Source organism: Fibrobacter sp., from assembly GCF_045131395.1.
In the GTDB taxonomy this organism is placed as follows: domain Bacteria; phylum Fibrobacterota; class Fibrobacteria; order Fibrobacterales; family Fibrobacteraceae; genus Fibrobacter.
On record NZ_JBGUQY010000024.1, the window covers coordinates 98197 to 122274 of the forward strand.

The following is a 24078-nucleotide window of genomic DNA, read 5'->3' on the forward strand; positions in this document are numbered from 1 at the left end:
CTTGAAATTACAGTTTCTCTTCAGATGAACTTGTTTTAAGAATCCTATTAAAGCCAACAACAGTCATATTATCAGGAACATTTTTGGTAACAACGCTATTAGCGCCAATCCTCACATTATCGCCAATTACGATATCTCCCAATATTTTTGCACCAGCACCAATATAAACATGATTACCAATTTGAGGAGCATTCATAGGATTGCATTTATGCTCATTTGCACCAATTGTCACCTGCTGAAATATAGTGCAATATTCACCCAACGATGCATTTTCATGAATAAAAATTCCGTTTAAATGAGGCATTCTAGCCCCCCCCCCAATGGCCCCAGTTTCTATTCCGATACCTCTAGCCTTCCAAATGAGAGAAATTGCTATTTTTGCTATGATTTTTAAAATAGACAATCCCGATGAATATTTTGTACGATAGCACCATAAATAAGCAACAGTTGTCTTATTGTTTCTATTACATATTTTATCCAATTTAAACCTTTTACATTGAACTGAATTCATATTCAAGCCTCCAGAAAAGCGTTAGTTTATTTTTTAAATTTTGCTGGATATCCAGCCCATATTTCATTGGCGGATATATTCTTGGCAACAACCAATCCAGCGCCATTAAACTTGAACAGGCTTACGAGCTCCAATGATGCAGATATTCCAAATTATGACCTATAGCTCTATTATCATAAATGAGAATCTTCATATTCTAATGTCGCAAAAAATACATTAACAAAACTCTTATTTATTCAAAACATTCCTTTTTACATTTTTGTCTGCGTCTTAATATAGATGCAAACATACTATTCAACAATTATATATGAACTATATCCTTTGAATTTTGAAAAAATATATCACGAATTTTGGTTCTTATAAAGCTACGCAATTTCATCGGATTAACAAGATTCGGAATCCTCTTTATCAAGCCCTTCTGCTTCTTTTCAAATCCCGGATGTTTTAAAATAAGGACGTCAAGACCAAATAGTTTCTTAAGCATATTTTTCTTCTCATCAACTAATCGCAGATAACTAGGATACAAAGCATCAACTAATTTATCATCCACACGCCTGTTGTCTGGATACAGGTTGATTCTAACAATTTTTTTTTCAATATACTGAACATTTTCAAAATGGTAAAAAATTAAAGGCCAATTTTTTTTTCTACATTCAACAACAATCTTATCATCAGGTTGTTTCTTGATGTATTTATATTGCGAAAAATTCCACGGAGCAACACCAGCCCCCAAAAGCTCCGTTTCAATACAATATGAATAATCTTCACACCAATTATCTAAATATTTTTGATCTCCCCAATGAACACCATCATCTGCAGCAGAACAACATTCTAAACATTGTTGTCTCCAAATATCTACAAGTTTCAATCCGTTTTTATCATTTTTAAAAGCATTAAATTCAACACAATATTTACCAGAAATCCATTCACGTAATTTTCTTTCCGATTTGCAAAATCGATGACCAACAACAAGAACAGATGCATTTTTTGCTTTCATTTCATCTATAAGGACTTGAGGGTCAGAATAAAAATACATGTCAGCATCAATATATGTACAATATTCGGGTTTATAGGTCATTAGCACATATCGAATCAATGATGACGAACAAGTCCAGCAATATTCTCCAACTTTTCGAGTTGGCTTGACGCGGAGCAATTCTTCATCTTCGAAATCAACAAGTTTTATCGGCTTCATATGAGGATAATTTAAAGCTGTCAGAATTTCATAACACTTGTCACTCATTGCGAGTACATAAAGTTCAAATTCATCACAGACTTTTTCGAGAGACTCATACATAGCAAGCCCCTTATCCAAATAATTATGGTCGAATAGAGTGCAGAGTGTTATCATAGCAAATTCCTTTATGCAAACGAATTAAGGGCTTCGACGACTTTTTTAGCCTGCTCTTGCGTTATGGCTTGGTTCATCGGGATCGAAAGTTCTTGTTCATGGATTCGTTCCGTAATGGGGAGCGTCAGTTGAGGCGTGTTCCAAGCTTCTGAGCTGTAACATTCCTGCTTGTGTGGCGGAATCGGGTAATGGATCAGCGTGCCGATGCCGCAATCGGTGAGGTGCTTTTGCAGGTCGTCGCGACGTTTGCAAAAAACGGGAAACTGGTGATAGACATTATTTTTATCCGGGATGCGCTCGGGGAGTGTAATCAGCGGGTTCTTGATATTTTCGTAATAATAGTGTGCGAGCTTTTGACGCTTGGCGTTGTCTTCGTCGAGATATTTCAGCTTGACATCGAGCACGGCGGCATCAAGTTCCGACATACGGCTGTTCATGCCGACATATTTGAACACGTATTTCTTTTGGCTTCCGTAGTTAGCGAGGGCACGGATGACTTTGGCAAGTTCCTCGTCGTTTGTCGTCACGGCACCGGCATCGCCGAAGGCACCAAGGTTTTTGCCCGGATAGAATGAATGTGCAGCCGCATCTCCTAGCGAACCTGTCTTTTGACCGTTCCATTCGCACCCATGGCTTTGGGCGCAATCTTCCATGAGTTTCAAGTTGTGCTTGCGACAGATTTCACCAAGTTTGTCGTTGTAGGCGACGCGCCCGTAAAGGTGGACGATCATGATGCCCTTTGTCTTGGGCGTGATGGCATCTTCGATTTTGTCGATGTCAATTTCAAGTTTTTCCCAAGTGGGTTCGACCAAGACCGGGACAAGATTGTTTCTCGTGATGCCTAAAATGGTGGCGATGTATGTGTTTGCGGGGACGATAATTTCGTCTCCATCGTGCAGGACGCCCATTTCTTTGTATGCCCGCATAACGAGGTACAGCGCGTCTAAACCGTTGGCAACAGAAATGCATTGGCTTGAGCCTATATACTTGGCGTAATCAGCTTCGAATTGGGCGATTTCCTTGCCTTGTAAAAACCAGCCGGAATCAATGACGCGATTTGCAGCAGCTTTGTATTCGTCACCATGCTGCATCGTGACAGCTTGAAGATCAAGAAGTTTTACCATATAATTAGTCCTTTATTAGTTTAATAATTACCCGTTAAATCTGTCCTATAATAAATTTGAGATGTTTTGTATTAATCAAAAAGGCCAATATAAGACAGCTCATTACAGTTAACAAAAATGTTACAATAGCAGTTCCAAAACAGTACATCCAATCATTGTCATATATACGGAATACGCTTAAAAGATTGCGTAAAATAAATATATGGAATAAGTAAACGACAATTGAATTTTTCCCAATATATTCAAGAACATTATTAATTTTGATTAGCTTGCTTAACGTAATGATAGCAAGAGTTCCCAAAAATGAAAAATATAGATACAGTGGAATATCAGCAAAGGAAACCTTAAAACCATAATTTAGAACAGGAATTCTTATATTGAAAACATTGAACACAATGAATGTCAAAATCAACAAAAATATTGAACAACACTCAAAAATGGATATAGGTAATTTTCCTAATCTTTTTTCTTTTGAAAAAATTTTGTCTTTTGCAAGTAATCCTGCAACCAAAAAAATAGACATCGCTAATGCGTGTTGATGACACCATATATTGTATATGTTAAAATCATGTAAAAGAAAGCCTATAACCATAGCCCCCCCCCTGCAATTAACTTAAGTTTTGTCGGTTTGCAGTACCGATTCACAGTCCAACATATTAAACGAGATAAAAAAAGCGAGGTAAGAAACCAGTCGTTCCCTAACAACAGAAATCTTTTTATTGGAATAAAAAATAACTTTAATGAAAAACCTTCATGTATTAGTGAAACTATATCTAAAAAACTATGTATTGCAATAGCAGGGAGAATAATAGTTTTAAAGGATGTTTTTAGAAAAACAATGAAGGGTTTATTAAAGTTGCTGCATAAGCCCGTTGCAATAAAAAAAGAAGCCATAAACCAACAGCAATAATACCATTTCAAATCATCATACGAAATCCAAAAATCATTGCTAAATCCTTGAGATATTGCGTTTTGAGGGATATGATGAAAAACTACTAACAATATTAGCAGTCCCTTCATTATATCAACCCAATGGATTCTTTCTTTATTTTGTTCGGACATATTTCTTAAAGTCATCATAATTTCGAATATAATCGTCTTCAGAATATCCATGAGACGCAAGTACCAGACAAATGGATCCCGAAGAAAAGCCTTGTTCACTAGCCCAAATTCCTGGAGGGACGTGTAGGCCCCAGAATGGTCTGTTCAATTGGACTGTGCGTTTATTTGTGCCGTCGTCCAAGACAACTTCGAACGCACCGGATGCTGCGATGATGAACTGGTGACACTCCTTATGAGCATGAGCTCCACGATCTTCGCCACCGGGAATATCATAGGAATAAAAAACGCGATTTATCGGAAATGGCAAATGCACGTTCTCATACATAAAGGTCAAGTTTCCTTCAGGATCGTGCATTTTATTCAATTCACAAAGAGAACAATCAAAAACACTGTGGCCTTCTGTAAGCATGTGTTGATTCAATGGTTTAATGGCATGAACAGAAGTCTTTGAATCAGGAGAATAAGTTTGCTTGTTTGAATTTTTTCGCCATTGCTTGAATTCCTCATAATTCATGATGTAATCATTTTCATCATATTCTGTAGAAGATAACACCAACGCTAGGGAATTTGTAGAAAAATTCGTCATAGTGCGCCACATCCCCTTGGGGACATGAAGACCAAAGTAAGAACGATTGAGCGGAAATGTTCGCTTATTCACGCCATCGTCCAAAATCACATCAAAGGATCCAGAAAGAGCGACAATAAATTCCTCGTTTTCTTTATAGGCGTGCGCGCCACGATCTTTACCACCAGGGACATCATAAATCCAATAAGCCCTTTTTATTTCGAAAGGAATTTGCTTATTCTGTTCAATAATAGAGAGATTGCCTCTCGGATCTTCAATTTTGGGAAGCCCCAAAATTTGAGCATCATATACTGTAGCCATGGATTATTCCTCTTTGTCAGTCATTTCATTGTAATTTTTAATGGCCTGTTCGTATTTGTCTTTAAAAGCCTGCGTATTTACTGATTTCAGCAGATTGCTTATTTCGTCAATGGATTCGCAGTGCGGGAATCCTAATTTTGTCATATCTTCAAAATAATTTCGATGCCCGGTCACATTGCATGAACAGAAAATAATACCTTTGAAGCCGGCATCAATCATAGATACAGAATGTTCTCCAAAAACAACATCAACATCTTTAAGGTCATCCTCAAAAGAACTTCTTTTGTATGAGAGCACAAATTGTCCATTCTGCATTGTATTGGGCATATTTCCAGACAATTTTAGATTGGGTAAATTTAAATAGTCAAAATATGTTGCAGCTCGATTTATGGAATTGACCCCCTGATGTTGAGGATGAACCCATACTGGATGACAGCGATAGACAAATTCAATATCGGGAAACATCGCTGCGACTTTTCCAAAAAGCCACATCATCATATCCTCGTCACTTCGGTTTTTTATTGCAGTCCAATCCCCAGCACCGCTTGCGACGCACAAAACTTTTTTGACTTTTGACGGATATTTAGCTTCAGGCAAATATAATTTTTTTCGAACAGGCATCACACAGCTTTTCAATTCATGGTACTTGAATGTATTTTGTCCCATCACATCCCACGTATAGAATTCCGTTCCCGGACCAAAATAGTAAAGATACTTGCTAGGATAATTTGGCGGCAAATACCCATCCTGAATTTTTTTCGTATTAAAATTAGGATGGTCAGGCAGATTCCAATGAGAATCCTCATGCAACGAAGTCATACGAATCGTTTTATTTTTGGGCATAAAGTTAAACAACCTAATGCTATAGAATTCTGCGACATACTTCAAATTTTCTAATTTAGACGTTTTCATCCATCTCAAATCAATGCGATATCCGATTCTGTTTAGGCTACCAAAAAAAAGATACTTTATACCATTTGATTTTGATTTCCAAATATCAGACTTAAATATTCCCTTAACAAAATTCAATTGACTTCTTATTATACCAAATACGCGGTTCAGCCTTGATTTTGGGCAGGGACAGCAGTCCGCAACATGGTAATAACGACATTCCGACTTAACAAAACCGTTCTGCAACCAAATAGAGTCTTCTATTCCTAAATCATCACAAACAAGGATTCTATTGGAGCAAGGGTATTGCGCCAACAAGTTTTTAATGATTCGTTCATTCTTTAATTCCTTAATTTTCGCATAATAAGCACCCAAATTATGAGGAGGAGGAACAAAAGCCTCTTCATCACATTTTTGGCGTTCAGCATCCGACAAAAGTTTTGCAAAATTTATATAATTGCACTTTATACCAAGCGCTTTATCGATTATTTCAGTTTCATTTTCAAAAACGAACTGCGTAGAAACGATTAGCGTTTCTTTACCAACTAAAAGAGACCTTAATGCAGATAGAGATTCTAAAACAACATTTTGTGTAATAACAATAATATTATCCATGGATTTTTTCCCTCAACATAGAAGAACTAATGCCTTCCGTATGGGACAAATACTCAATTTTAGCACCATACTTCGCAAACTCTTCTTCGTATTTTTTGTATAGTTCCGTTCCCTTCCATTCATCACCATGAAACATCACATCAAAATGGCGTTTTTTCAAAAAAATCAGTTTGTCCATCGTTGTCTGCGGAACAACTTCATCAACATACTTTATTGCCTCAACTATTGCAGCACGCTGTTCATATGGAATAATCGGTATCTTGTGTTTGTAGGACTCTACACATTCATCAGTCGAGACGCCAACAATAAGATAATCGCAATGTTCCTTTGCTCTCTGCAATATGTTAAGATGACCGATATGGAACATATCGAACACGCCAGTAGTGTATCCTATAATCATGCTCTCACCCTTTTTAATTGTCTAACAATAAAGTTCGGAACCATCCGACGAACAATTGTACGAATTTTATTTTTTAGATAAATTAAATCAAACAACTGGACACTTCTCTTTAAACCTACTAAAAGAAAAAGAATGTTCAAAAAATCATATTGAAATGGCTTTGGAGTCGGGAATTTTAAAGTATCATTCCCTGCGACCGCTTCTGCAAGGGATCTTTCTTGCAGCACAATCTTATTTTTTATCAAGGACAACATCTCTTGTCCTTTTTCTGTATGAAGTAGCACCAAATTGACACCTTGCCTATGCAAATCATACTGTTCTACAATCTGTTTATCTAACCCCCAAAAATCAGCCAGAGTCAAATCTCCAATTCGTTCACACTTCGCATAAGCACAAGAAAGGCAAGACGCTCGATACATTGTGTGTCTCATAAAGCTGAAAAAATATGGATCAACATATTGTCCCGACTTGTAAACAAGCTCTTTATTATCATTCCATAAGCAGAAATTACAATCGTAATCACCACCACGAAAAGTGATATCGCTAAAAGCCAAGCCCTTTCTTTGAAACGAAGCTATATGGTCTTGGAGCAGCTTCGGAGATGCCGCTCCATGACACAACAAATCACAAATAAATAAGTTGTTTGTAAAATTTTCCGTAAATTTCTTTATAGCAGCGCATTGACAAGGCACGCCAACAAACAAAACCTTCTTGTCGTTTTTCAGTAAATCAAATATTGCTTTATAAGCATCTTTTGCAAAATAATTGTGAACATACTTTGATTTTCTTATTTTTTCCAATTCATTAACATCATTTGTAACGATCGTTGTGGCTCGTAAATCTTTATCCCATGCACAGCCTGCGACATATCCACCATGGGCAATAAACGTCTTCGCCAAAGTTGTTGCAATCCCCCCGGAAGCACTTTCAAAATGATCATAATCATCCTTACTCCATGCAGCAAAACACGCTTCACTTGAATTTAGTACTAACGGAGCATTAACAGGACAACTTCTTTGGCACAAATTGCAGTCTACACATTTCTTTTGGTCAATAACAGGACGATAATGCAGTCCAACAAGTTCCAAACTAATAGCTGATTTAGGGCATTTAGCAGCACACAAACCGCATCCAGTACATTTATCTTCACTGCATATATTTTTCATAAAGCTCATCCTTACACACAAATTTGTTCACGAATTTTCGCAACAACAAGCGAACGCTCTTTGGAATCTAATCCCAGTGCATATACAGCAAAAGCAACAGACAACACTGAAATTAATGAGCACACAATAAATCGCAACCATCCTATTTCCAACATTTGATGAAGCACCAATGGTAAAACTATCGACACAACTACGACTATAAAAACTTTAAACAAAACCTTTTGTATATAAAGACCGACAGGCAAATTAATCTGACGATGAAGGACAAACAATCTTGCACCAACACCAATGCAGGTCAAAATAAAAATACATAAAAAAACTGATTCAGGAATGTTTGTCAACTTTATTGCAAAATAGGTTATAATCATAAATATGTATGATAAGCCGCATACATAAATTTGATATAATTTTAACTTTCCTGAAGCCAAATTTGCAGTGAACATAGGATTTATAAAAGCATCCAATATCGACGTACACAATATAAATCGAATAAAATTAACTGTATGTGCAGGTACTGACCCGACACCTAACCATAGATTCAAAATAAATTCAGCTTCAATCATAATAGGAAGCGACAACAGAAAGAGAAGATAAAAGCAATAACGTGAGCTAGCAAATACTAACGAAAAAGTCCTATTAATTTCCCCTGACGCATAAGATTTTATAATTTGCGGATTAATGGCAGTTTGAACATTGTTTGCAAATTGTTTCACAACCCCTTCTACTTGGACCGCGACCCCTCTTGCTGCATTAACAACAGGTCCACAGAATACATTTAAAAGAATGTTTACGCCCTGTGAATAGAAAACATAAGAAAAATTACCAAACATGCCCCATCCTGCAAACGAAAGAATTTCCTTAAACAAGGGCTTATTCCAAATGCGACGAAGCTTTGTTTCGGCAAAACGTTTTTTGCAATAGGCGAAGTAAATACAGAGGTCAAGAAACCCAACAAGCGAAAGCAAGCCCCCATAAGCAATCAGGCGGTCTGCCGTAACCCATTGCAGCGACAGGACTATGCCGAGTTTTAGAAACACGTCCATGATGGAGATATAGGCAAAGGCAGACATTTTTTCATGCGCAATGACGCACGCGTTGTAGGGCACGTATAGAATATTGAAAAAAGTTGTCGCTATGGAGAACTGGAGCAGCCAAAAGCATGCCTGCATCCTATCTGGCGGAATTTGCATTTTGCTGTGCAAAAACCACAATCCGACAGTCTCACCCAAAAAGACAATGACGATTCCCAAAACCAAATGAACAACAGATGCCATATTGAATACGGTATTCAATACGCCATCGTCTTTTTTCCCGAGGTAGAACGTAATAAACCTTGTTGTCGCATTTATCATGGCGCCATTGATGAAGGTGAACATGGTAACGATTCCGCCGACAACATTATACAAGCCGTAATCGATGACCCCAAGCGTCTGGAGAACAACGCGTGACGTGTATAACCCGACAACCATTGTGATGAACATGCGGATGTACATCAACAAAGTGTTTACAGCAATGCGTTTGTTGTTCTGGGAGTAGGTAGGCATATTGTCTAACTTAATATATCCGTTTCGGTTAATGGTGCGTATGGACCTTCCTTAACTTCTAAAATGACCGTTTGAGTAGCGAAAACTTCGACTCCATGCCAAACTCCTTTGGGGATGTGCACGCCGAAGTTTTCCGAACCTGATTCAAGTAAAAAAGATTCCATTTCTTTTTTATTTGAATCAAAATAACTTACGGACAATTTTCCCTTTATAACGATTATCGTTTCAGCGGCGTTCTGATGACGATGAACAGGAATTTTTGTTCCTGGTTCCATAGCATTAAATAATCTTTGAACCGAATCGTTTGAGTCTTCGTGCAAGTTGAAGTTTGTACGAAGACGAGGCGATTCTTTTGCTTTCGTAGAAAGATCATTCAGCATTTTTTCAGTCAACAGCATTAAGGGGGGTCCTTACTTCACCAGCCCCTTTTCAAGGTATTCGGCGAGGTTAGTGCGGGTAACGCTAGCAACGTGATCGGCGGCAACCTTCTGCATATCGTGGTGAACCATAATCTGCACCAGCTGTTCGAATGTCGTTGTTTGTGGGTTCCAGCCAAGTTCCTTTTTGGCCTTGGTCGGATCTCCCCAGAGGTTCACCACGTCGGTCGGACGGTAGAAATCTTCGGAGACGGCAACAACGGTCTTGCCTGTTGCAATATCAACACCCTTCTCGTTCACGCCTTCGCCTTCCCAGCGGAGTTCGATGCCAGCATGGTGGAATGCGAGTGTCGCAAATTCCCGGACGGTGTGCTGCACGCCCGTGGCGATTACGAAGTCTTCGGGCTTGTCATGCTGCAGAATGAGCCACATACATTCCACGTAATCCTTGGCATAACCCCAGTCGCGAAGACTGTCCAGATTGCCGAGGTACAGGCAATCCTGCTTGCCCTGGGCGATACGTGCAGCAGCAAGCGTAATCTTGCGGGTCACGAAAGTCTCACCACGGCGTTCGGATTCGTGGTTAAAAAGAATGCCGGAGCAGCAGAACATGTTGTACGCTTCGCGGTATTCCTTAATAATCCAGAAGCCATAGAGCTTTGCCACAGCATACGGGCTATACGGGTGGAACGGGGTTTTCTCGTTCTGCGGAACTTCTTCAACCTTACCGTAAAGTTCACTGGTTGACGCCTGGTAAATGCGGCAAGTCTTTTCGAGGTGGTTGGTACGAACAGCTTCCAACACGCGAAGGACACCAGTAGCATCAACATCAGCGGTAAATTCTGGAGAATCGAAGGAAACCTGCACATGGCTCTGTGCGGCGAGGTTGTAAATTTCAGTCGGCTGAACCTTGCCAACAACCTTCACGAGGCTCATGGAGTCGCCCATATCGGCGTAGTGCAAGTGGAAATTCGGTGTTCCCTCGAGATGGGCTATACGTTCGCGGTAATCCACCGAAGAACGACGGATAATGCCGTGAACCTCGTAACCTTTGGCAAGAAGGAATTCGGAGAGATAGGAGCCGTCTTGGCCCGTGACGCCAGTGATAAGAGCAACGTTACGCTTTGTCATATTGTTCCTTTTATGCCTTTAGTGATTCCTTATACCAGTTGAAAAGTTTCTGTACGCCTTCGTCAATTTCGACCTTGTGAGTCCAGCCGAGACTGTGGAGTTTGCTCACGTCGATGAGTTTGCGCGGTGTGCCATCAGGCTTGCTTGCGTCAAAGAACACTTCGCCTTCGAAGCCAACAGCCTTCACCACGAGTTCGCTGAGTTCACGGATAGTGAGTTCCTTGCCCGTACCCACGTTGATGTGGCAGTTACGAATTTCGCCAAGTTTCGGGATTGCTCCGCCACGGCCAGCGCTATGATTGCGGTCTACTGCACCATCGACACTTGTACCATAATGTACGCTGGAGTACTTCTCGATGCCGATAATGTCGCTGAAGTTCACGTTCAAGAGCACATGCACAGAGGCATCCGCCATGTCTTCGCTCCAAAGGAACTCGCGGAGCGGCTTGCCGGTACCCCAGAGAGTCACTTTGTTGTTCTCGATACCATACTTGGCGAGAACCTTCAGAATCTCATCCTGCGAGGCGTTGCCATTGATGCCTTCGACCGGACGCTTGTCCATATCGACCTTGATGCTGTCCCAATCGTTGTCGTGGATAAGCTTCGCCAGATACACCTTGCGCATCATGGCGGGCATCACGTGGCTGTTTTCCAGGTGGAAGTTGTCGTTCGGACCGTAAAGGTTCGTGGGCATCACAGCGATGTAGTTGGTGCCATACTGCAGGTTGTAGCTTTCGCACATCTTGAGGCCCGCGATCTTTGCGATGGCGTATTCCTCGTTGGTATACTCAAGTTCGCTCGTGAGAAGGGCATCCTCCTTCATGGGCTGCGGAGCGTTCTTCGGGTAAATGCAGGTCGAACCAAGGAACAGGAACTTTTTCACGTTATGGGCGTAGGCTTCACTGAACACGTTGCACTGGATTTTCATGTTCATCATCATGAAGTCAGCACGATAGAGCGAGTTTGCCATAATGCCGCCGACGAAAGCCGCCGCAAGGACTACAGCATCGGGGCGTTCTTCGTCAAAAAACTTCTTGACGGCATACTGGTCCGTGAGGTCAAGTTCCTTATGAGTACGTCCGACGAGGTTATTGTACCCACGAGATTTAAGATTATTCCAAATTGCAGAACCAACAAGTCCTTGGTGACCTGCAATGTATATTTTATCAGATAAACTAACATTTTTCGTCATTATTGGAAAGCCTCAAAAACTGTTTTATATGGGACATACGGATTTTTTATTGGAGTATCATTAACAACGAGATTAATCACCAACATTAAAATATGAGACAAACAGAATATCCAATAAAAACCAATCTTATTTTTCACGACAGAATAAAAAAGAGGAACAGCAAAGCATACAAACATCATCATATAAATTGGCAATCGAAAAGCAATATGTCCAAGTCCACTAAAAATAATCGACATTAAAACACCCACAAATATTATATTAAGAAAGTAACTAAAATTTTCTGATTTCACTTTTTTTCTAATCATAAACAACGCGATGAAAAAGAATAAGAACATCAGCGATATTTTCGCCCCACCATCACCAACTTTATTACTTATATAATAGGCAAATTTTCCCCCAAAGCCAAGCATATAATCAATCAAAATGTATTTATAGCTCATTACCGCAATAATTATTCCCACATACATCTTTCTACTAAACAATTTATGGGGAATTAGGTTTATCAAAAAGAAAATAAAAGCTGAAGGATGAAATAAAGAAGCAGTCAATACAGATACCACATACCATACTTTTCTCTTATCAAATAAAAAAGTCAGAGCCACAAAACATATTGCAATAGCACACCATTGCCGAATAGTCGAATACGAGTCAAGAAAAAAATGTGGATACGCAAAACAACAAAGAAGAGATAATTCCGGTCTAGGAGAAATTTTAAAAAACGCATATGCTAAGCATAATACAATTATAGACGACGTTATTATGAAGAACACATAGGGATTATGCATATAATTTGAAAAATCCAGTAATTTTTCTATCGCAAAGCCCATCCTTTCGTAATGAAAATCAAGCATTGCATAAGCTTCATAATTTTTTCCTCCCGCCAATGTAAAATACATTGGATAATCCCAACCAACATCAAAACGAATAGCGGAAAAAACAAGAAGTATTATGCATCCCAAAATATAAAACCTCTTTTTCCCAGTCAAATAGAAAAAAAAGAAAACAAATGACAAAAAAAGAAAAAACAGTATCCAAAGCAGCATTATAAAAGAAATCCCTTTATTTTTTTCTCCGCATTTACAACATTTTTATACATCTCTGCAACAAAGGACAAAGCGTTTATACGCAAACTTTCCCTAGTCGACTCTGATCTTAACAACCGGTCTATTACAAGAGCAAAGTCTTCGTAATCATCAGTTACAAAGAACGCTCTATTTTTCCCACTTTCCAATCCTTGCGCACCAACAGATGTAGTAACAAGCGGTTTGCCATACATCAAAGCTTCGACACATTTTATTTTCAGACCTCCACCCATAAATATTGGATTGACAAAAATTTGATTATCTCGATATATTACTTCATTATTTTCAACAAAACCATGAGTGAATACATTTCTTTCTTTTTTTGCATAATTGGAAACGTTTCCATAAACATGAAATTCTGCTGTAGGATTTTTCATCAAAACAACAGGCCAAACTTTCGTAATAAACCAATCTACAGATTTTATATTAAAGTCAATAGCAGAACCAATAAAAGCGACACGATTGTTTCCTCCATCTAAAAAATCAGCAGATTTTGGCTTTAAAAGAGGAAAATACGGATATTCCATCACATTTTTTAAATCTTTTGAAAACAAATCAAAATCACGACCGTTTATAGCCAAAACACAATCCGCTTTTTCTAAAGCCCTAATTTCTTCTTTTTTGGTTATTTGAAAATCATAATTCAAGCCTATTTTTGCAAATGATTCGCACCGATCATATTGGACATCATGCGTGTCAACAACTTTCAATACATTTGAAGGAACAACATCAAACAAATAAGTAAGCCATACATACTCCACCCATAACACATCATATTGTTCCTCAAAACACTTTTTCTTTATAACACTCTCTAAATTCTTATCCATTCTCGTTTCAATCGACCCTGATTTACGAAGACGCTTCAAATAAGGCCGTAAAAAAGGAACATACTTCGTAACAATACTTTTAATATTATTTTTTATTTCCAATTTCCAACAACGAATGTTATAAATATTTGAAAAAAATTTGCCTTCTAATCTTTCCCGATTTTTTCGAGAAATTTTTCCATTATAAAATAAAGAAACATCCGCATTATTGCGCAACATTTCCAAAATCTGCGAAATTCTCTGTTCATTTCCCGCAGATTTTTTCCAAAAGGGAACATCTGTCACAAAAGCAATTTTTTTCATTGGACTCAAGAAGCCTTCTTACAGATTTTTCGCTTCAAAAAGTTAAAGCCCTTCACTATCCAATTCTGTTTTTCCATAAATATACAGGGCAATTCTTTGAACTTCACGTTCTTCGTTTCTATCCACACATCTAGCAAGCGTTCACTCACGAAACCAAACACACGCGCATCGTAATTGTTGTAGTTTGATATATCGAGTTGTGATTCCAGTTCGAACAATATCGAAAACATCCATTCGCAATAATCCCTAAACAGTTCTCGCGTCATAATAAACATATTAAAGCGATGGCCTATCGTACGCTTCATATAGGCATCATAGGCCGGAATATATTCAGGATACCTATTTGCAATAATTTCACGAGTTTTATCCAAATCAATCGCATGATGCGCATGCGCATACTGAGAATAATTTGTTTCTATAAAATAATTTCGAGGTTTGGGCAAAATCACGTCATAATTTTCAGTCAACGAAGACAACTGTTCCGATGTCAAAATTGACATCCACTTATCTGCACTTTTTTTCAGAGCAAAATGACGACGATAATGAACCAAGCCCAAATAATCGGCATCAAGGTGTTTCCAAGCCCAAAATAATCCAGTCAATTCACAATAATGCTTATTTTTTGAACTAATATTTTCACCATTATTATCGCGAAGATACCCCAAAGAATCTTTACCCTCTGCACCAACTTGTACGGGAACATACATTGAATCAGACGGCATTTGATAGGCCTTATGCGTAGCAACAATTATTTTGACGTTCATTACACCAGTTCCTTTTCTTTGCAATCCTTATACCAATCCTTAAACGCATCTTCTAGCGAATAAGAAAGCGGATAATTCTGTGCTAGTTTTTGGCCATCAATATTCGTGCTAACCATAAGTTTCTTCACACGAGCTGGACAAATACCGAGCCCAAGTCCACCAAGACCACCACAAATAGTTGCAGCAACCATCATCGGTTTATGAGGAATAAAAGGAATCCAACGTTTCATGCCTGTAGCCTTAAGCATGGTATTCGCAATCTGCTCAATGGTAAACGAAGGATAATAGCAACAATTATGCAATTGAATACGGTCCGCAGATTCATTTTCTGCCATCGCCAACATCACGCGAGCAAGGTCCTTCACGTAGATACAAGCTTTGACAGTATCTTTACGTCCAGCATAAGCAAACTTGTGACACTTTAGGCCTTTATACAAACGAGTCATATTGCCATGTTCACCGGTGCCAAACACAATTCCTGGACGAACAATAGATAGTCTGTGGTCTTTATTTTCAGCGGCCCATTCACGATGAATTTTCTCCGCAACCAGCTTCGAAATTCCATAGGGGGTGTTGGGCGTAGGGAGAGTCTCTTCCGTTTTGAGCTCTTCTGCTGCTCCATAGGGGGCAATACTGCTGGTAAATACTATGTTTTCGATTCCATGCTTGCGAGCAAAATCGCAAACATTTTCGGCACCACGAATGTTCGTTTCGAAATAAGCATAATCCGGGTGACCCGGCGTGCGATGAATCGCGGCAAAATTGAAAATCAACGTATTCTTGCCGAAAGAGCCCTGCATTTCGATGGGGTTACGAACATCAACCCGTTGGTAAACGGTTGCCTCGTCACGACGATTCTCACAAAGACGTTCATCCGCAAGCAAGTCCGCAATATAAATCTTTGCGTTCGGGTATTTTTCACGCAGTAATTTAGCCGTGTGGGTTCCGATAAAGCCACAACCACCAAAAATAATGAACGAGTTAAACAGCATAGTCATCCAAAGTAAATATTATACAACAATTTACATATATATGGAGAACTTACAAGGGGTATGTACAGAAAAGTGTTGAAAATCTGTCATTTTTCAGTTTTGGGCAAATTGACCTATGGTCGTGGTCTAACAAGCTTGCAGCAGGCAAAAAGATCTTTATTGGGCTTTTTTATCATTTTTTTTATAAAAATGACGTTTTTTGACATTTTATATAACACTTTCGCTAATAAAGATATATATTGAAACAAATTTCAAGGGAAATTTATGAACCGCATTGAAAACACGACTACGGGGTTAGTGACGAGATTTCTATGCGCATTATTTTTGGCATTTTCGCTGCACCTCTTAGGGTGCAGCAATAGTGAATCTGTATACATAGGTCTAGTAGAAGAATATACGGCCAGCGGTAACGAGGTTAATACACGATACGTCGATTCATACGACCAAGAATTCCCCTATGCCGGCATTCCTAAAATCGTCATCGAGACAGAAAACGCCCAAAAGATAACTGACCGCGAAACAGAGATTCCAGCAAAATTCCAACTTTGGGAAAAAAACGGTCCTGCAAGTAGCATTGTAGACTTGACCATCCGCGGACGGGGCAACAGTTCATGGAACGCCCCCAAAAAAAGCTACAAGATAGAGTTTTCGCAAAAGCAATCATTATTAGGGATGCCCGCCAATCGCGACTGGGCGCTTATATCAAACTATGCAGATAAGACATTAATGAAGAACTACCTGACGTACAGTTTGTCTGCAAGACTCGGGGCCTATTATTCCCCCAGGTGCGAATTTGTCGAATTGTACCTTAATGGCGACTACCTTGGAGTTTACCTGCTTACAGAGACGATTAAAATCGGGAAAGACCGAATAAACATACCGGATAATTCAGATTCATACATTGTCGAGTTCGACGGGAAACTCCGCGAAAACGAGCAGGCGGTGCGTTCCAACGTAATAAACACCAACGGCAAAACCTTTAGGATTCACGATCCCAAGAATGCTTCAGAAGAAGCTCTATCAACTATAAAAGAGCACATCCGTTCCTTTGAAACGTTCTTAATCAACATGGATAACGCAGACAGTTTAAGCCTGTGGATAGACTTGGCGGAATACGTCAAGCACTACTGGGTTCAGGAGTTTTCTAAGAATCCAGATGCGACTTTTTATACGAGCGTCTATTTTTCTTGGGTTAAGGGCGGGTTGATAAAGATGGGGCCCGTGTGGGATTTTGATTTGGCTTTTGGTGGCCACGGCATGGAGCATATTAACTCAACCGAAAACTGGCAATTAAAAGACAGCTATTGGAACGCCTATATTTTCAAGGATTCTACCACGGACCAAGCCCGAATCGATTTCTGGAAACAACATAGGGAGCAGTTCGTCAAAACGATAGACGAGGCAGATTCTATCTGCTCATTGCTACAAGGTGCCGCAGAGAACAACTTTAAACGGTGGGATGTTCTCAACAGCACGAAATATATAGATCACCGCCATGCATACAACACCTACGAAGAAGCTGTCGAAGACTTAAAAGATTGGATTCGCAACCGAATCCAATGGATCGACGAACAGATTCAGTAAGTGTTGCAAGCTTTGAGTTACTACCTCAGTCTTCTCAGGCCGCGGGGCATGGGGATTTCGGTGCCGTCTTCGCCCAGCAGGTAGATGTTGTCGAGGCTGATGTAGCCCTTGCCGCTGTAACGGGCGCGCCAGGAGAAGTTCTTGATTTGCTTCGGGTCCAGCTGCGGGATTGTTTTGCCCCAGCCTTCTTGTTTCATGTTTTCCCAGATGAGGGTGTCGCGGACCCAGCTGCCATGGGTGTTTTTCAGGCGCACCATGAATTCGTCGTAGTCCTTGACCTGTTCGCTGGCGATTTGCACTTCGAAATAGCCGTCGGGGTTATTATGGTTCGTGGCGTAGTCGAACACAATGCCCACAGACTTCTTGACTTCGGGGGAAATCACGTAGTAAGCGCCGGCGAAGTTGGGCCAGCCCTGTGCAGGGGGCTGCTCGATCACAAAGTCGTGGCGGATAAAGCCACCGTGCGGGGGCGCTCCGTTAAACACCTTGGCTTCGATGGCGGTAGCGTTGTCGCCGTTTGCCACGGGGAACCAGTCAACGGCATCGAGGCCGTTATCGAAATTCTGCATCACATGGGTGGTTCGGTAGGCGCCGCGAACGCGGAACGGAATTTCAAGGGCCGTCACCTTACCGCCGAGGCCCTGCACGACCACGCGAATGGTGCGGGCCGCAGAACGCATGTCGGCCGGCACAGGAATCTGGACATGGAAACTTTCGATCGATGCATTCCACTTGCCGTCATCGGGGGTTACGGCGACTTCATAGGTTCCCTGCTTGCCCCAGTTATCCACACTCACGGAACCATTGGTCAGCTGGCCGTTCGGCTGGGTCACGGTCACAAAGAGGTCAATGGTATCCCCCGCCATCAACACCTTCTTTTCGAGGGCGGCGGCGAGAATCACGGGCTTTGCGGCCTTATCCTTCGTGGCAGCATCGAGGCCCACCACCTTCGGGTTAATTTGTACAACAGCTAACCCATAAGGAGGAATTTCAACATCCTTGCTCTTGCTGGGGTTCAGGCGGCGACCGCTAGGGCCCATTTTCGGGTACGGGTAAGCATTCTGCGAGGTGCCCACCCACTTGAACTGATCTTCGCCAAAGATTTCGACCTGCGTACGCACCAAATCCGATGCCTTGCTGGCGCGGTCAATTTGCACCACCTGCTTTGCTCCGGACAAGTTCACCAACATCACTCGGGCAGAATCGCCCTTGCCAATGGCGTAGGCCGCGATATCGGGGCTAGTACTTTCTACAGGCATTACGGCGTAACCGTCTTGCAAGAAATCCATGAAGGTCATGTAGAGACCGTAATATTCCGCGGTAGGTTCCAGGGACTTCCAGTAATTCCAGGAGCCTTCCTTGGCGAGGGCCGTCATGCTGATAGTGCCCCAGGTGTCATCGGGGCCCTTGAACACGTTGCCAAAGGCATCCCAGGGGAGCACCTGCAAACGGTTGCCGAAACGCATGGCGTGCTGCGCAAAGATGCTTGCCACGGCTGCTGCCTGGGGGTAATCCATGAGCAGGCTAAAGCCCTGCACGCAAGTGCTGAATTCCGAGAGGAACACGCGACGTTCGCCTTCCAGGTAGCGTTTCATCCACACGTTGAGCGTATCCATGTTGGGGCTCACATCCAACATGGCCTTGAGCATTTCTCCGGCGTCGGGAGCGTTAGGCGTCCAGTAAGGATAATTGTGCAAGTCCACCACATCCAGGTAGCGCTTGCCGTCTTTCTTTTCGGCCTCGCCCACGATGCGCAGGAATTCTTCCATCCAGTACTTGCCATCCAGAATGCCGGCGCCCTTCTGCTGCATTTTGTGGGTACTCAGGAGCGGTCCGTGCAAGATGATGGTGGAATCCACCGCCTTCATGGCACGGGCGTATTCCAGGAATCGGGAGGCGTAATGCCTTGCCGAAATGGGGCCGGATTCTTCCCATTCGCCGTCCAGTTCGTTGCCGATTTCCCACTGTTTAATGTTGTAGCCCTTCACCTTGTTGGCGTAGCGCACCCAAGCCGCGGCTTCCTTAGAAGTACCCGTACCCGCGTTCACGCAGATAACCGCCTGCGCATTGGGAAGGGTTTTGATATACTTCATGAATTCTTCGAAGTCCCACTTGATGTCAGTCCAGTCGGTACGGGCCTTGTCGCCGTTGCGGGTAGACATGGCGTAGAACTTGTAGTTGTTGCCACCCAGCAAATCCGTTTCGCCGCTATAGAGCTTCATTTCGCGAATCTGCACACCCTTGGTGGGCAAATCGGACGTCTTGAAGCGTATAGCCACATAGCGGGTACGCAGCTGCTTGAACTTGTACTTGGTGGTAGCGCCATTGACCTTGACGGTCCCAGCCACTTTCAACTTGTTTTCCAAGGCCTGGTGCACGCCCGGATATTCGGCGTAGTCTTCGGTCCAGTAGGCAAATTCAAATGCCTTGGGGCGGAGGTTTCCCCAGTCAATCTGCAAGGAATCCAGGTTCATCTTTTCGGGGAATTCCACCACAATCCAGGGCGGATCAACGGGGTCCAAAATTTCGCCCCACCACATGGTTTCCATGTTGTCGTCGGCCAGGTGGCTGCGGCGCACAAAGCCGTAGTTGTCCTTGGTGGTGCCGCGATAAATGGTTTCGCCTAAAAAGCCGCGGGCCCACTTTTTCTCGTCGGGGGTCCAGAGGCCGGTGCTGTCGTAACTGCCGACACCGTTCCAGTGGTAATCATTTGAAAGCGATCCGTTGGGGAAGCGGAACAGGGTGTAGCCACCGTCCACAAGGGCCCGGGTCATGTCGTAATAGCGGCTAGGCGGATTCCAAATGGCCAAGTCCGCAGACATCATGTTGTCTTTGTTGATGACGATTCCCGGATGCTTGTCGTCAACGCGAACGACGTTCTGCGCGGCAAAAGAAGCGGCGCAACAGGCTAAACCCGCCAAGGCGGCAAAAGCAAAACGATTTTTCATAAAAACCTCTCGGGGTAAATATAATTCAAAAAGAGATGCCCGGTCGGAGCCGGGCATGACAACTACGGAATGGATTGCTTCGCCCTATTAAAGGGCTCGCAATGACGTGCTACTTAATCCTATGACCATTCAGGTTGAAGCGCTTGCCGTTCTTTTCGACGAAGAGCTTCTGGTTGGCAAAGCGCAGGCGCGGAGCAGCCTCGGCGTTAACCTTGCGAGAGGTCAACGGACGCTTCTCGATGCTGGCAACACCGGCCACGGCGGGAATGAATCCATTGCTCATGGCTTCGATAGCACCGGCGAGGTAGGCAAAGGGGGCATTCCAGTTGATAGCCACTTCGTTGGTGGCATAGCTGCAATTGTTGTCGATATAAGACGTTGCCGCATTGCCCGTTCTGTAATCCTTGCATTCCCAGGTTTCAGAGCCGATGTCTTCGCCACCGGGCTGGGGGCCACCCACGAGCATGCCCGGAATCGGGTCAGTAATCTTGTCAGAGGTACTCGGGCGGTGGTGAGGTTTCATGGGAGTCTTGGTACCGTAACCGGTCAAGAAGGACATATCCAGCGGGTTCTTGCCCAGCAGGTAATCCAGAACCTTGACGGCAGCCTGGTAATACTTCTTTTCGCCAGTAATGTAGTAGGCGTGCAACAGCCAAACACCCTGGTTTGCGGCCACTGCATTGGAGCCCCACACAAAATCGTTCTTGGCCATTACCACGCCAAAGCCAGTCTGGGCACGGGCCACAAAGACATCGGCCACCTTCAGCAAGCTATCCTTTGCCGCCTGGGCCACATTGCCAAATTCGGGGGCATGGGTTACAATACCGTAAGTAGCGAGGCCACCCACATCGGCCCAGCTGGGGATATTTCCCGAGGCGTCATTGGGCTTGTAAGTCGCATCGCCGGTAGTCACGAAGAGTTCCGTAGAAGCGAAGAGCTTTTCATCTTCTAGCCAGTTGTCGCCATATTCACCGGTCTGCACGCCGGTGGGGTTGTGGTAAGCCTTGTTCGGGTTCTGGGCGCCCCAAGCGTAAGCCTTCTTGGCGGCTTCAAGACACTTGCTGGCATAAGTTGCATCGAAAGGCTTGTACACGCGGGCAGCCACGGCCATGACGCCTGCAAAGTCAAAAGTAGCGGCAGTGCCCTTGCCAATCACGTAAATGGGGTCGGTATCCTGCGCCGGCATCACGTCGCCCGGGAATCCGAGAGAGGTGAGCTTGTGGTAAACGCCACCATCGGAGGCCTGCATGGTCAGCATCCAATCCAGGTTCCACTTGATTTCGGCAAGGAGATCCGGCAGGGTTCCGTCGGCAGGAATATTCCACCTGAGGGTATTAAAATAGTTGGGGAAATGTTCGTACAGAGAAAGGAGCGTATAAGTAGTAATGCCCGAATTCACGATGTAGCGGCCATAGTCGCCAGCATCATACCAGCCCTTTGTAGAGTTGATGGAGCCGGATTCTCCGGTAGAGTTATGGAGCTGCGAACTGGCATTGGTATGACCTGCGGCACGTTTCCACTGACCGGCATAGGTTTCGTCCAAAGCCATGGAGGCACGCTGGTAGTAGTACCACTTCAAAGAGGCCTTGACCACGTCTACATAGGTATTGGCGGCAATTTTAAGGTCTTGGCGAAGTTCCTGGCCACCTACCTTAATCTTATAGGTACCCGGGGTGTTCAAATCCGAGAAATCCACCAGCTGCACGTTTTGGCCGCTGGCGCTCCAGTTCGAAGCTGCCGAAGGGGTCACCGTGAGAACCGCAGTTCCCGAAGCATCGGTAATTTCCACCGTGCCGTTAGCGTCGGTCAGGGCGAACTCCTTGATATCGCCGGGGCGGTAACCCACCTGGTTAATATAGGCCGTAGCGGCAGAGGCAACTGTCGCCAGGGAAAGCATTGCTATACCAAATTTGAGCATCTCAAACACTCCTTATAACATCCATTTTTTTTCAAATATATTTCAAAAAAGGCGGGAAAGGTGTCCCTTTTCCGCCAAAACTGGATACAAGTGTACCCAATGTATTACTTTTTCGCGAATTTCAGGCTTTTTTGTATTCCAGATGGGAATGTTACAACAATGGCGTAATGCCCCGAAGAAAGCCAGGACAGGTCCAGAGCCCCACGGAAGCGACCCCTCCAAACAGTGGCACCATCCATGGAGACGATGGCGCAACGGTATTCTCCCCCGTTCCCGAAGGCCACCAGTTTGTCGCCCATCAAGCCGACATGAGCCAACTGTTTCCAGTTCGAAGACAAGCGAGTCACCACCGAATCGTTATCCAGAGAATCCGTAACCGTAGAATCCGTCTTGGAGGAATCCGCCGTCGAATCCAGAAGGGCTTTTTGCGCCTTGGCTTCACGGGCAGTATCAAAGAAACTGACCATCTTGTCCAAATTCTCGGAGACATACATTTCAGAACTGCCATGGCTTCCGTTCGGCACCGAGACCAGCTCCGTCACCACATTATGATTTTTAAGGGAATCGTAAAGTTCCTGACTCTGTTCCGGATTCACAATCTGGTCTTTTGTTCCATGGAACATAATGATCGGCGGATCGTCTTCGCTGGCATAGTAGGGGGAACTGGCGACCATCCATTTGTCCTTGTTCCCTTCGCGTTCAACACCGATGAAGGCGCCTTCGAAAGTTCCGCTGCCCATGAAGCTGTTGATAGGATTCATGGTGTAAATGTCCGTCGGAGGCGACCAAAGTGTTGCAGCGTCAATACAGCTGCTATACTGTGTATAATCGCCTAAGTCACCTACCAAGTCCACCGTCACGGTGCCAGACTTGCCTTCCTTCAAGCCGCAGGTTGTCGCCACAAGGCTTGATAGGTGACCGCCCGAGGAGAACCCGGACATAGCAATAAAACTCGAATCAATTTTGTACTTGGCCGTATTGCCGCGCAAAAAACGTACAACAGCCTTAAGGTCATGCAGCTGCGCCGGATACTTGGCGTCGTCTGCAGAACGGTGGTTCGGGGTCACCACGGCATACCCCGCTTTCAGGAGCGCATTGCAGATGGTTCCCAAGTCCGCAGAACCTTTGGAATTGTTCATGCTCCAGGCGCTACCGTAGGTGTGAATCACCACCGGATAAGCATCCTTGACCTCTTTCGGCAAGTAAATGTCAAGCGTATGATAAACCTTGTCATCGCCGACATAGTTTAAATCGGCAAATTTTTCGGAATATTCAATTTTGCCTTGACCTTGCTGGCCGCCAAAACCCTGCGCAAAGGTCGAAACCGTTGCCACAAGGCACAATACACCCACCATTTTATTCATTTTAACCCCATTCCTTTTGGAATACTAATAAAATAAATCAAAAATC

General features: G+C 43.2%; 21 protein-coding genes and 1 pseudogene. 1 reads left to right on the forward strand and 21 read right to left on the reverse strand.

All coding sequences use genetic code 11. The annotated features are described in order from the left end of the window. Positions 1-7 precede the first annotated feature (7 nt). From ACJMNB_RS07050 to ACJMNB_RS07135, 18 genes and pseudogenes are all read right to left on the reverse strand, one after another. Positions 8-511 (reverse strand): serine acetyltransferase, encoded by a 504-nt coding sequence (locus tag ACJMNB_RS07050; protein WP_405340567.1) that lies wholly within the window; start codon positions 509-511, stop codon positions 8-10. 301 nt (positions 512-812) lie between these two features. Beyond that, positions 813-1862 carry a glycosyl transferase gene (locus ACJMNB_RS07055; RefSeq protein ID WP_405340570.1) on the reverse strand — a complete coding sequence of 350 codons (1050 nt, stop codon included), beginning with the start codon at positions 1860-1862 and terminating at the stop codon, positions 813-815. Positions 1863-1873: 11 nt separating this feature from the next. Beyond that, on the reverse strand, positions 1874-2986 hold the full coding sequence (locus ACJMNB_RS07060) for a DegT/DnrJ/EryC1/StrS family aminotransferase (RefSeq protein WP_405340573.1): 1113 nt from the start codon (positions 2984-2986) through the stop codon (positions 1874-1876). A 34-nt stretch (positions 2987-3020) separates the two neighbouring features. Further along, positions 3021-3578, reverse strand: a complete 558-nt coding sequence (locus ACJMNB_RS07065) for an acyltransferase family protein (RefSeq protein WP_405340576.1) — start codon at positions 3576-3578, stop codon at positions 3021-3023. After that, positions 3569-4066: an acyltransferase family protein gene (locus ACJMNB_RS07070; RefSeq protein WP_405340579.1), complete on the reverse strand. Its 498-nt coding sequence runs from the start codon at positions 4064-4066 to the stop codon at positions 3569-3571. Before ACJMNB_RS07070 ends, ACJMNB_RS07065 begins: the two co-directional genes overlap by 10 nt. Further along, complete coding sequence (locus ACJMNB_RS07075; protein ID WP_405341370.1) at positions 4032-4457, reverse strand: sugar 3,4-ketoisomerase; 426 nt, start codon at positions 4455-4457, stop codon at positions 4032-4034. The genes ACJMNB_RS07070 and ACJMNB_RS07075 overlap by 35 nt, the downstream gene beginning before the upstream one ends. 72 nt (positions 4458-4529) lie before the next feature. Next, positions 4530-4934: pseudogene (locus ACJMNB_RS07080) on the reverse strand (sugar 3,4-ketoisomerase); the annotation flags it as partial. 3 nt (positions 4935-4937) lie between these two features. Next, on the reverse strand, positions 4938-6440 hold the full coding sequence (locus ACJMNB_RS07085; RefSeq protein ID WP_405340582.1) for a hypothetical protein: 1503 nt from the start codon (positions 6438-6440) through the stop codon (positions 4938-4940). Further along, on the reverse strand, positions 6433-6840 hold the full coding sequence (locus ACJMNB_RS07090; protein WP_405340585.1) for an adenylyltransferase/cytidyltransferase family protein: 408 nt from the start codon (positions 6838-6840) through the stop codon (positions 6433-6435). Before ACJMNB_RS07090 ends, ACJMNB_RS07085 begins: the two co-directional genes overlap by 8 nt. Further along, positions 6837-8006: a Coenzyme F420 hydrogenase/dehydrogenase, beta subunit C-terminal domain gene (locus ACJMNB_RS07095; RefSeq protein WP_405340588.1), complete on the reverse strand. Its 1170-nt coding sequence runs from the start codon at positions 8004-8006 to the stop codon at positions 6837-6839. The genes ACJMNB_RS07090 and ACJMNB_RS07095 overlap by 4 nt, the downstream gene beginning before the upstream one ends. Positions 8007-8017: 11 nt before the next feature. Further along, on the reverse strand, positions 8018-9550 hold the full coding sequence (locus ACJMNB_RS07100; protein WP_405340591.1) for a lipopolysaccharide biosynthesis protein: 1533 nt from the start codon (positions 9548-9550) through the stop codon (positions 8018-8020). Between the two features lie 5 nt (positions 9551-9555). Next, complete coding sequence (locus ACJMNB_RS07105) at positions 9556-9948, reverse strand: WbuC family cupin fold metalloprotein (RefSeq protein WP_405340594.1); 393 nt, start codon at positions 9946-9948, stop codon at positions 9556-9558. A 12-nt stretch (positions 9949-9960) separates the two neighbouring features. Continuing rightward, the gene (gene gmd / locus ACJMNB_RS07110) at positions 9961-11058 is read right to left on the reverse strand and encodes a GDP-mannose 4,6-dehydratase (RefSeq protein ID WP_405340597.1); all 1098 of its coding nucleotides are present in this window, start codon (positions 11056-11058) and stop codon (positions 9961-9963) included. Positions 11059-11068: 10 nt separating this feature from the next. Next, a complete protein-coding gene (locus ACJMNB_RS07115) occupies positions 11069-12250 on the reverse strand; it encodes a GDP-L-fucose synthase family protein (protein WP_405340600.1) in 1182 nt (393 codons plus the stop codon). Beyond that, positions 12250-13236, reverse strand: a complete 987-nt coding sequence (locus ACJMNB_RS07120; protein ID WP_405340603.1) for an EpsG family protein — start codon at positions 13234-13236, stop codon at positions 12250-12252. Before ACJMNB_RS07120 ends, ACJMNB_RS07115 begins: the two co-directional genes overlap by 1 nt. A 56-nt stretch (positions 13237-13292) precedes the next feature. Further along, positions 13293-14462, reverse strand: coding sequence for a glycosyltransferase family 4 protein (locus ACJMNB_RS07125; RefSeq protein ID WP_405340606.1), 1170 nt, complete (start codon positions 14460-14462; stop codon positions 13293-13295). Between the two features lie 5 nt (positions 14463-14467). Then, complete coding sequence (locus ACJMNB_RS07130) at positions 14468-15226, reverse strand: DUF4422 domain-containing protein (protein WP_405340609.1); 759 nt, start codon at positions 15224-15226, stop codon at positions 14468-14470. Next, positions 15226-16224 (reverse strand): NAD-dependent epimerase/dehydratase family protein, encoded by a 999-nt coding sequence (locus tag ACJMNB_RS07135; RefSeq protein WP_405340612.1) that lies wholly within the window; start codon positions 16222-16224, stop codon positions 15226-15228. The genes ACJMNB_RS07130 and ACJMNB_RS07135 overlap by 1 nt, the downstream gene beginning before the upstream one ends. A 258-nt stretch (positions 16225-16482) precedes the next feature. Between ACJMNB_RS07135 and ACJMNB_RS07140 the strand changes: the two genes are divergently transcribed. Then, positions 16483-17802 (forward strand): CotH kinase family protein, encoded by a 1320-nt coding sequence (locus ACJMNB_RS07140; protein WP_405340615.1) that lies wholly within the window; start codon positions 16483-16485, stop codon positions 17800-17802. Positions 17803-17822: 20 nt separating this feature from the next. On the opposite strand, the gene ACJMNB_RS07145 is transcribed toward ACJMNB_RS07140, so the two are convergent. The 3 genes from ACJMNB_RS07145 to ACJMNB_RS07155 form a co-directional block, all read right to left on the reverse strand. Continuing rightward, positions 17823-20750 carry a glycoside hydrolase family 44 protein gene (locus ACJMNB_RS07145; RefSeq protein WP_405340618.1) on the reverse strand — a complete coding sequence of 976 codons (2928 nt, stop codon included), beginning with the start codon at positions 20748-20750 and terminating at the stop codon, positions 17823-17825. 109 nt (positions 20751-20859) lie between these two features. After that, a complete protein-coding gene (locus ACJMNB_RS07150; protein WP_405340621.1) occupies positions 20860-22668 on the reverse strand; it encodes a glycoside hydrolase family 9 protein in 1809 nt (602 codons plus the stop codon). A 104-nt stretch (positions 22669-22772) separates the two neighbouring features. Continuing rightward, positions 22773-24032: an alpha/beta hydrolase fold domain-containing protein gene (locus ACJMNB_RS07155; protein ID WP_405340624.1), complete on the reverse strand. Its 1260-nt coding sequence runs from the start codon at positions 24030-24032 to the stop codon at positions 22773-22775. Between the last annotated feature and the right edge of the window lie 46 nt (positions 24033-24078).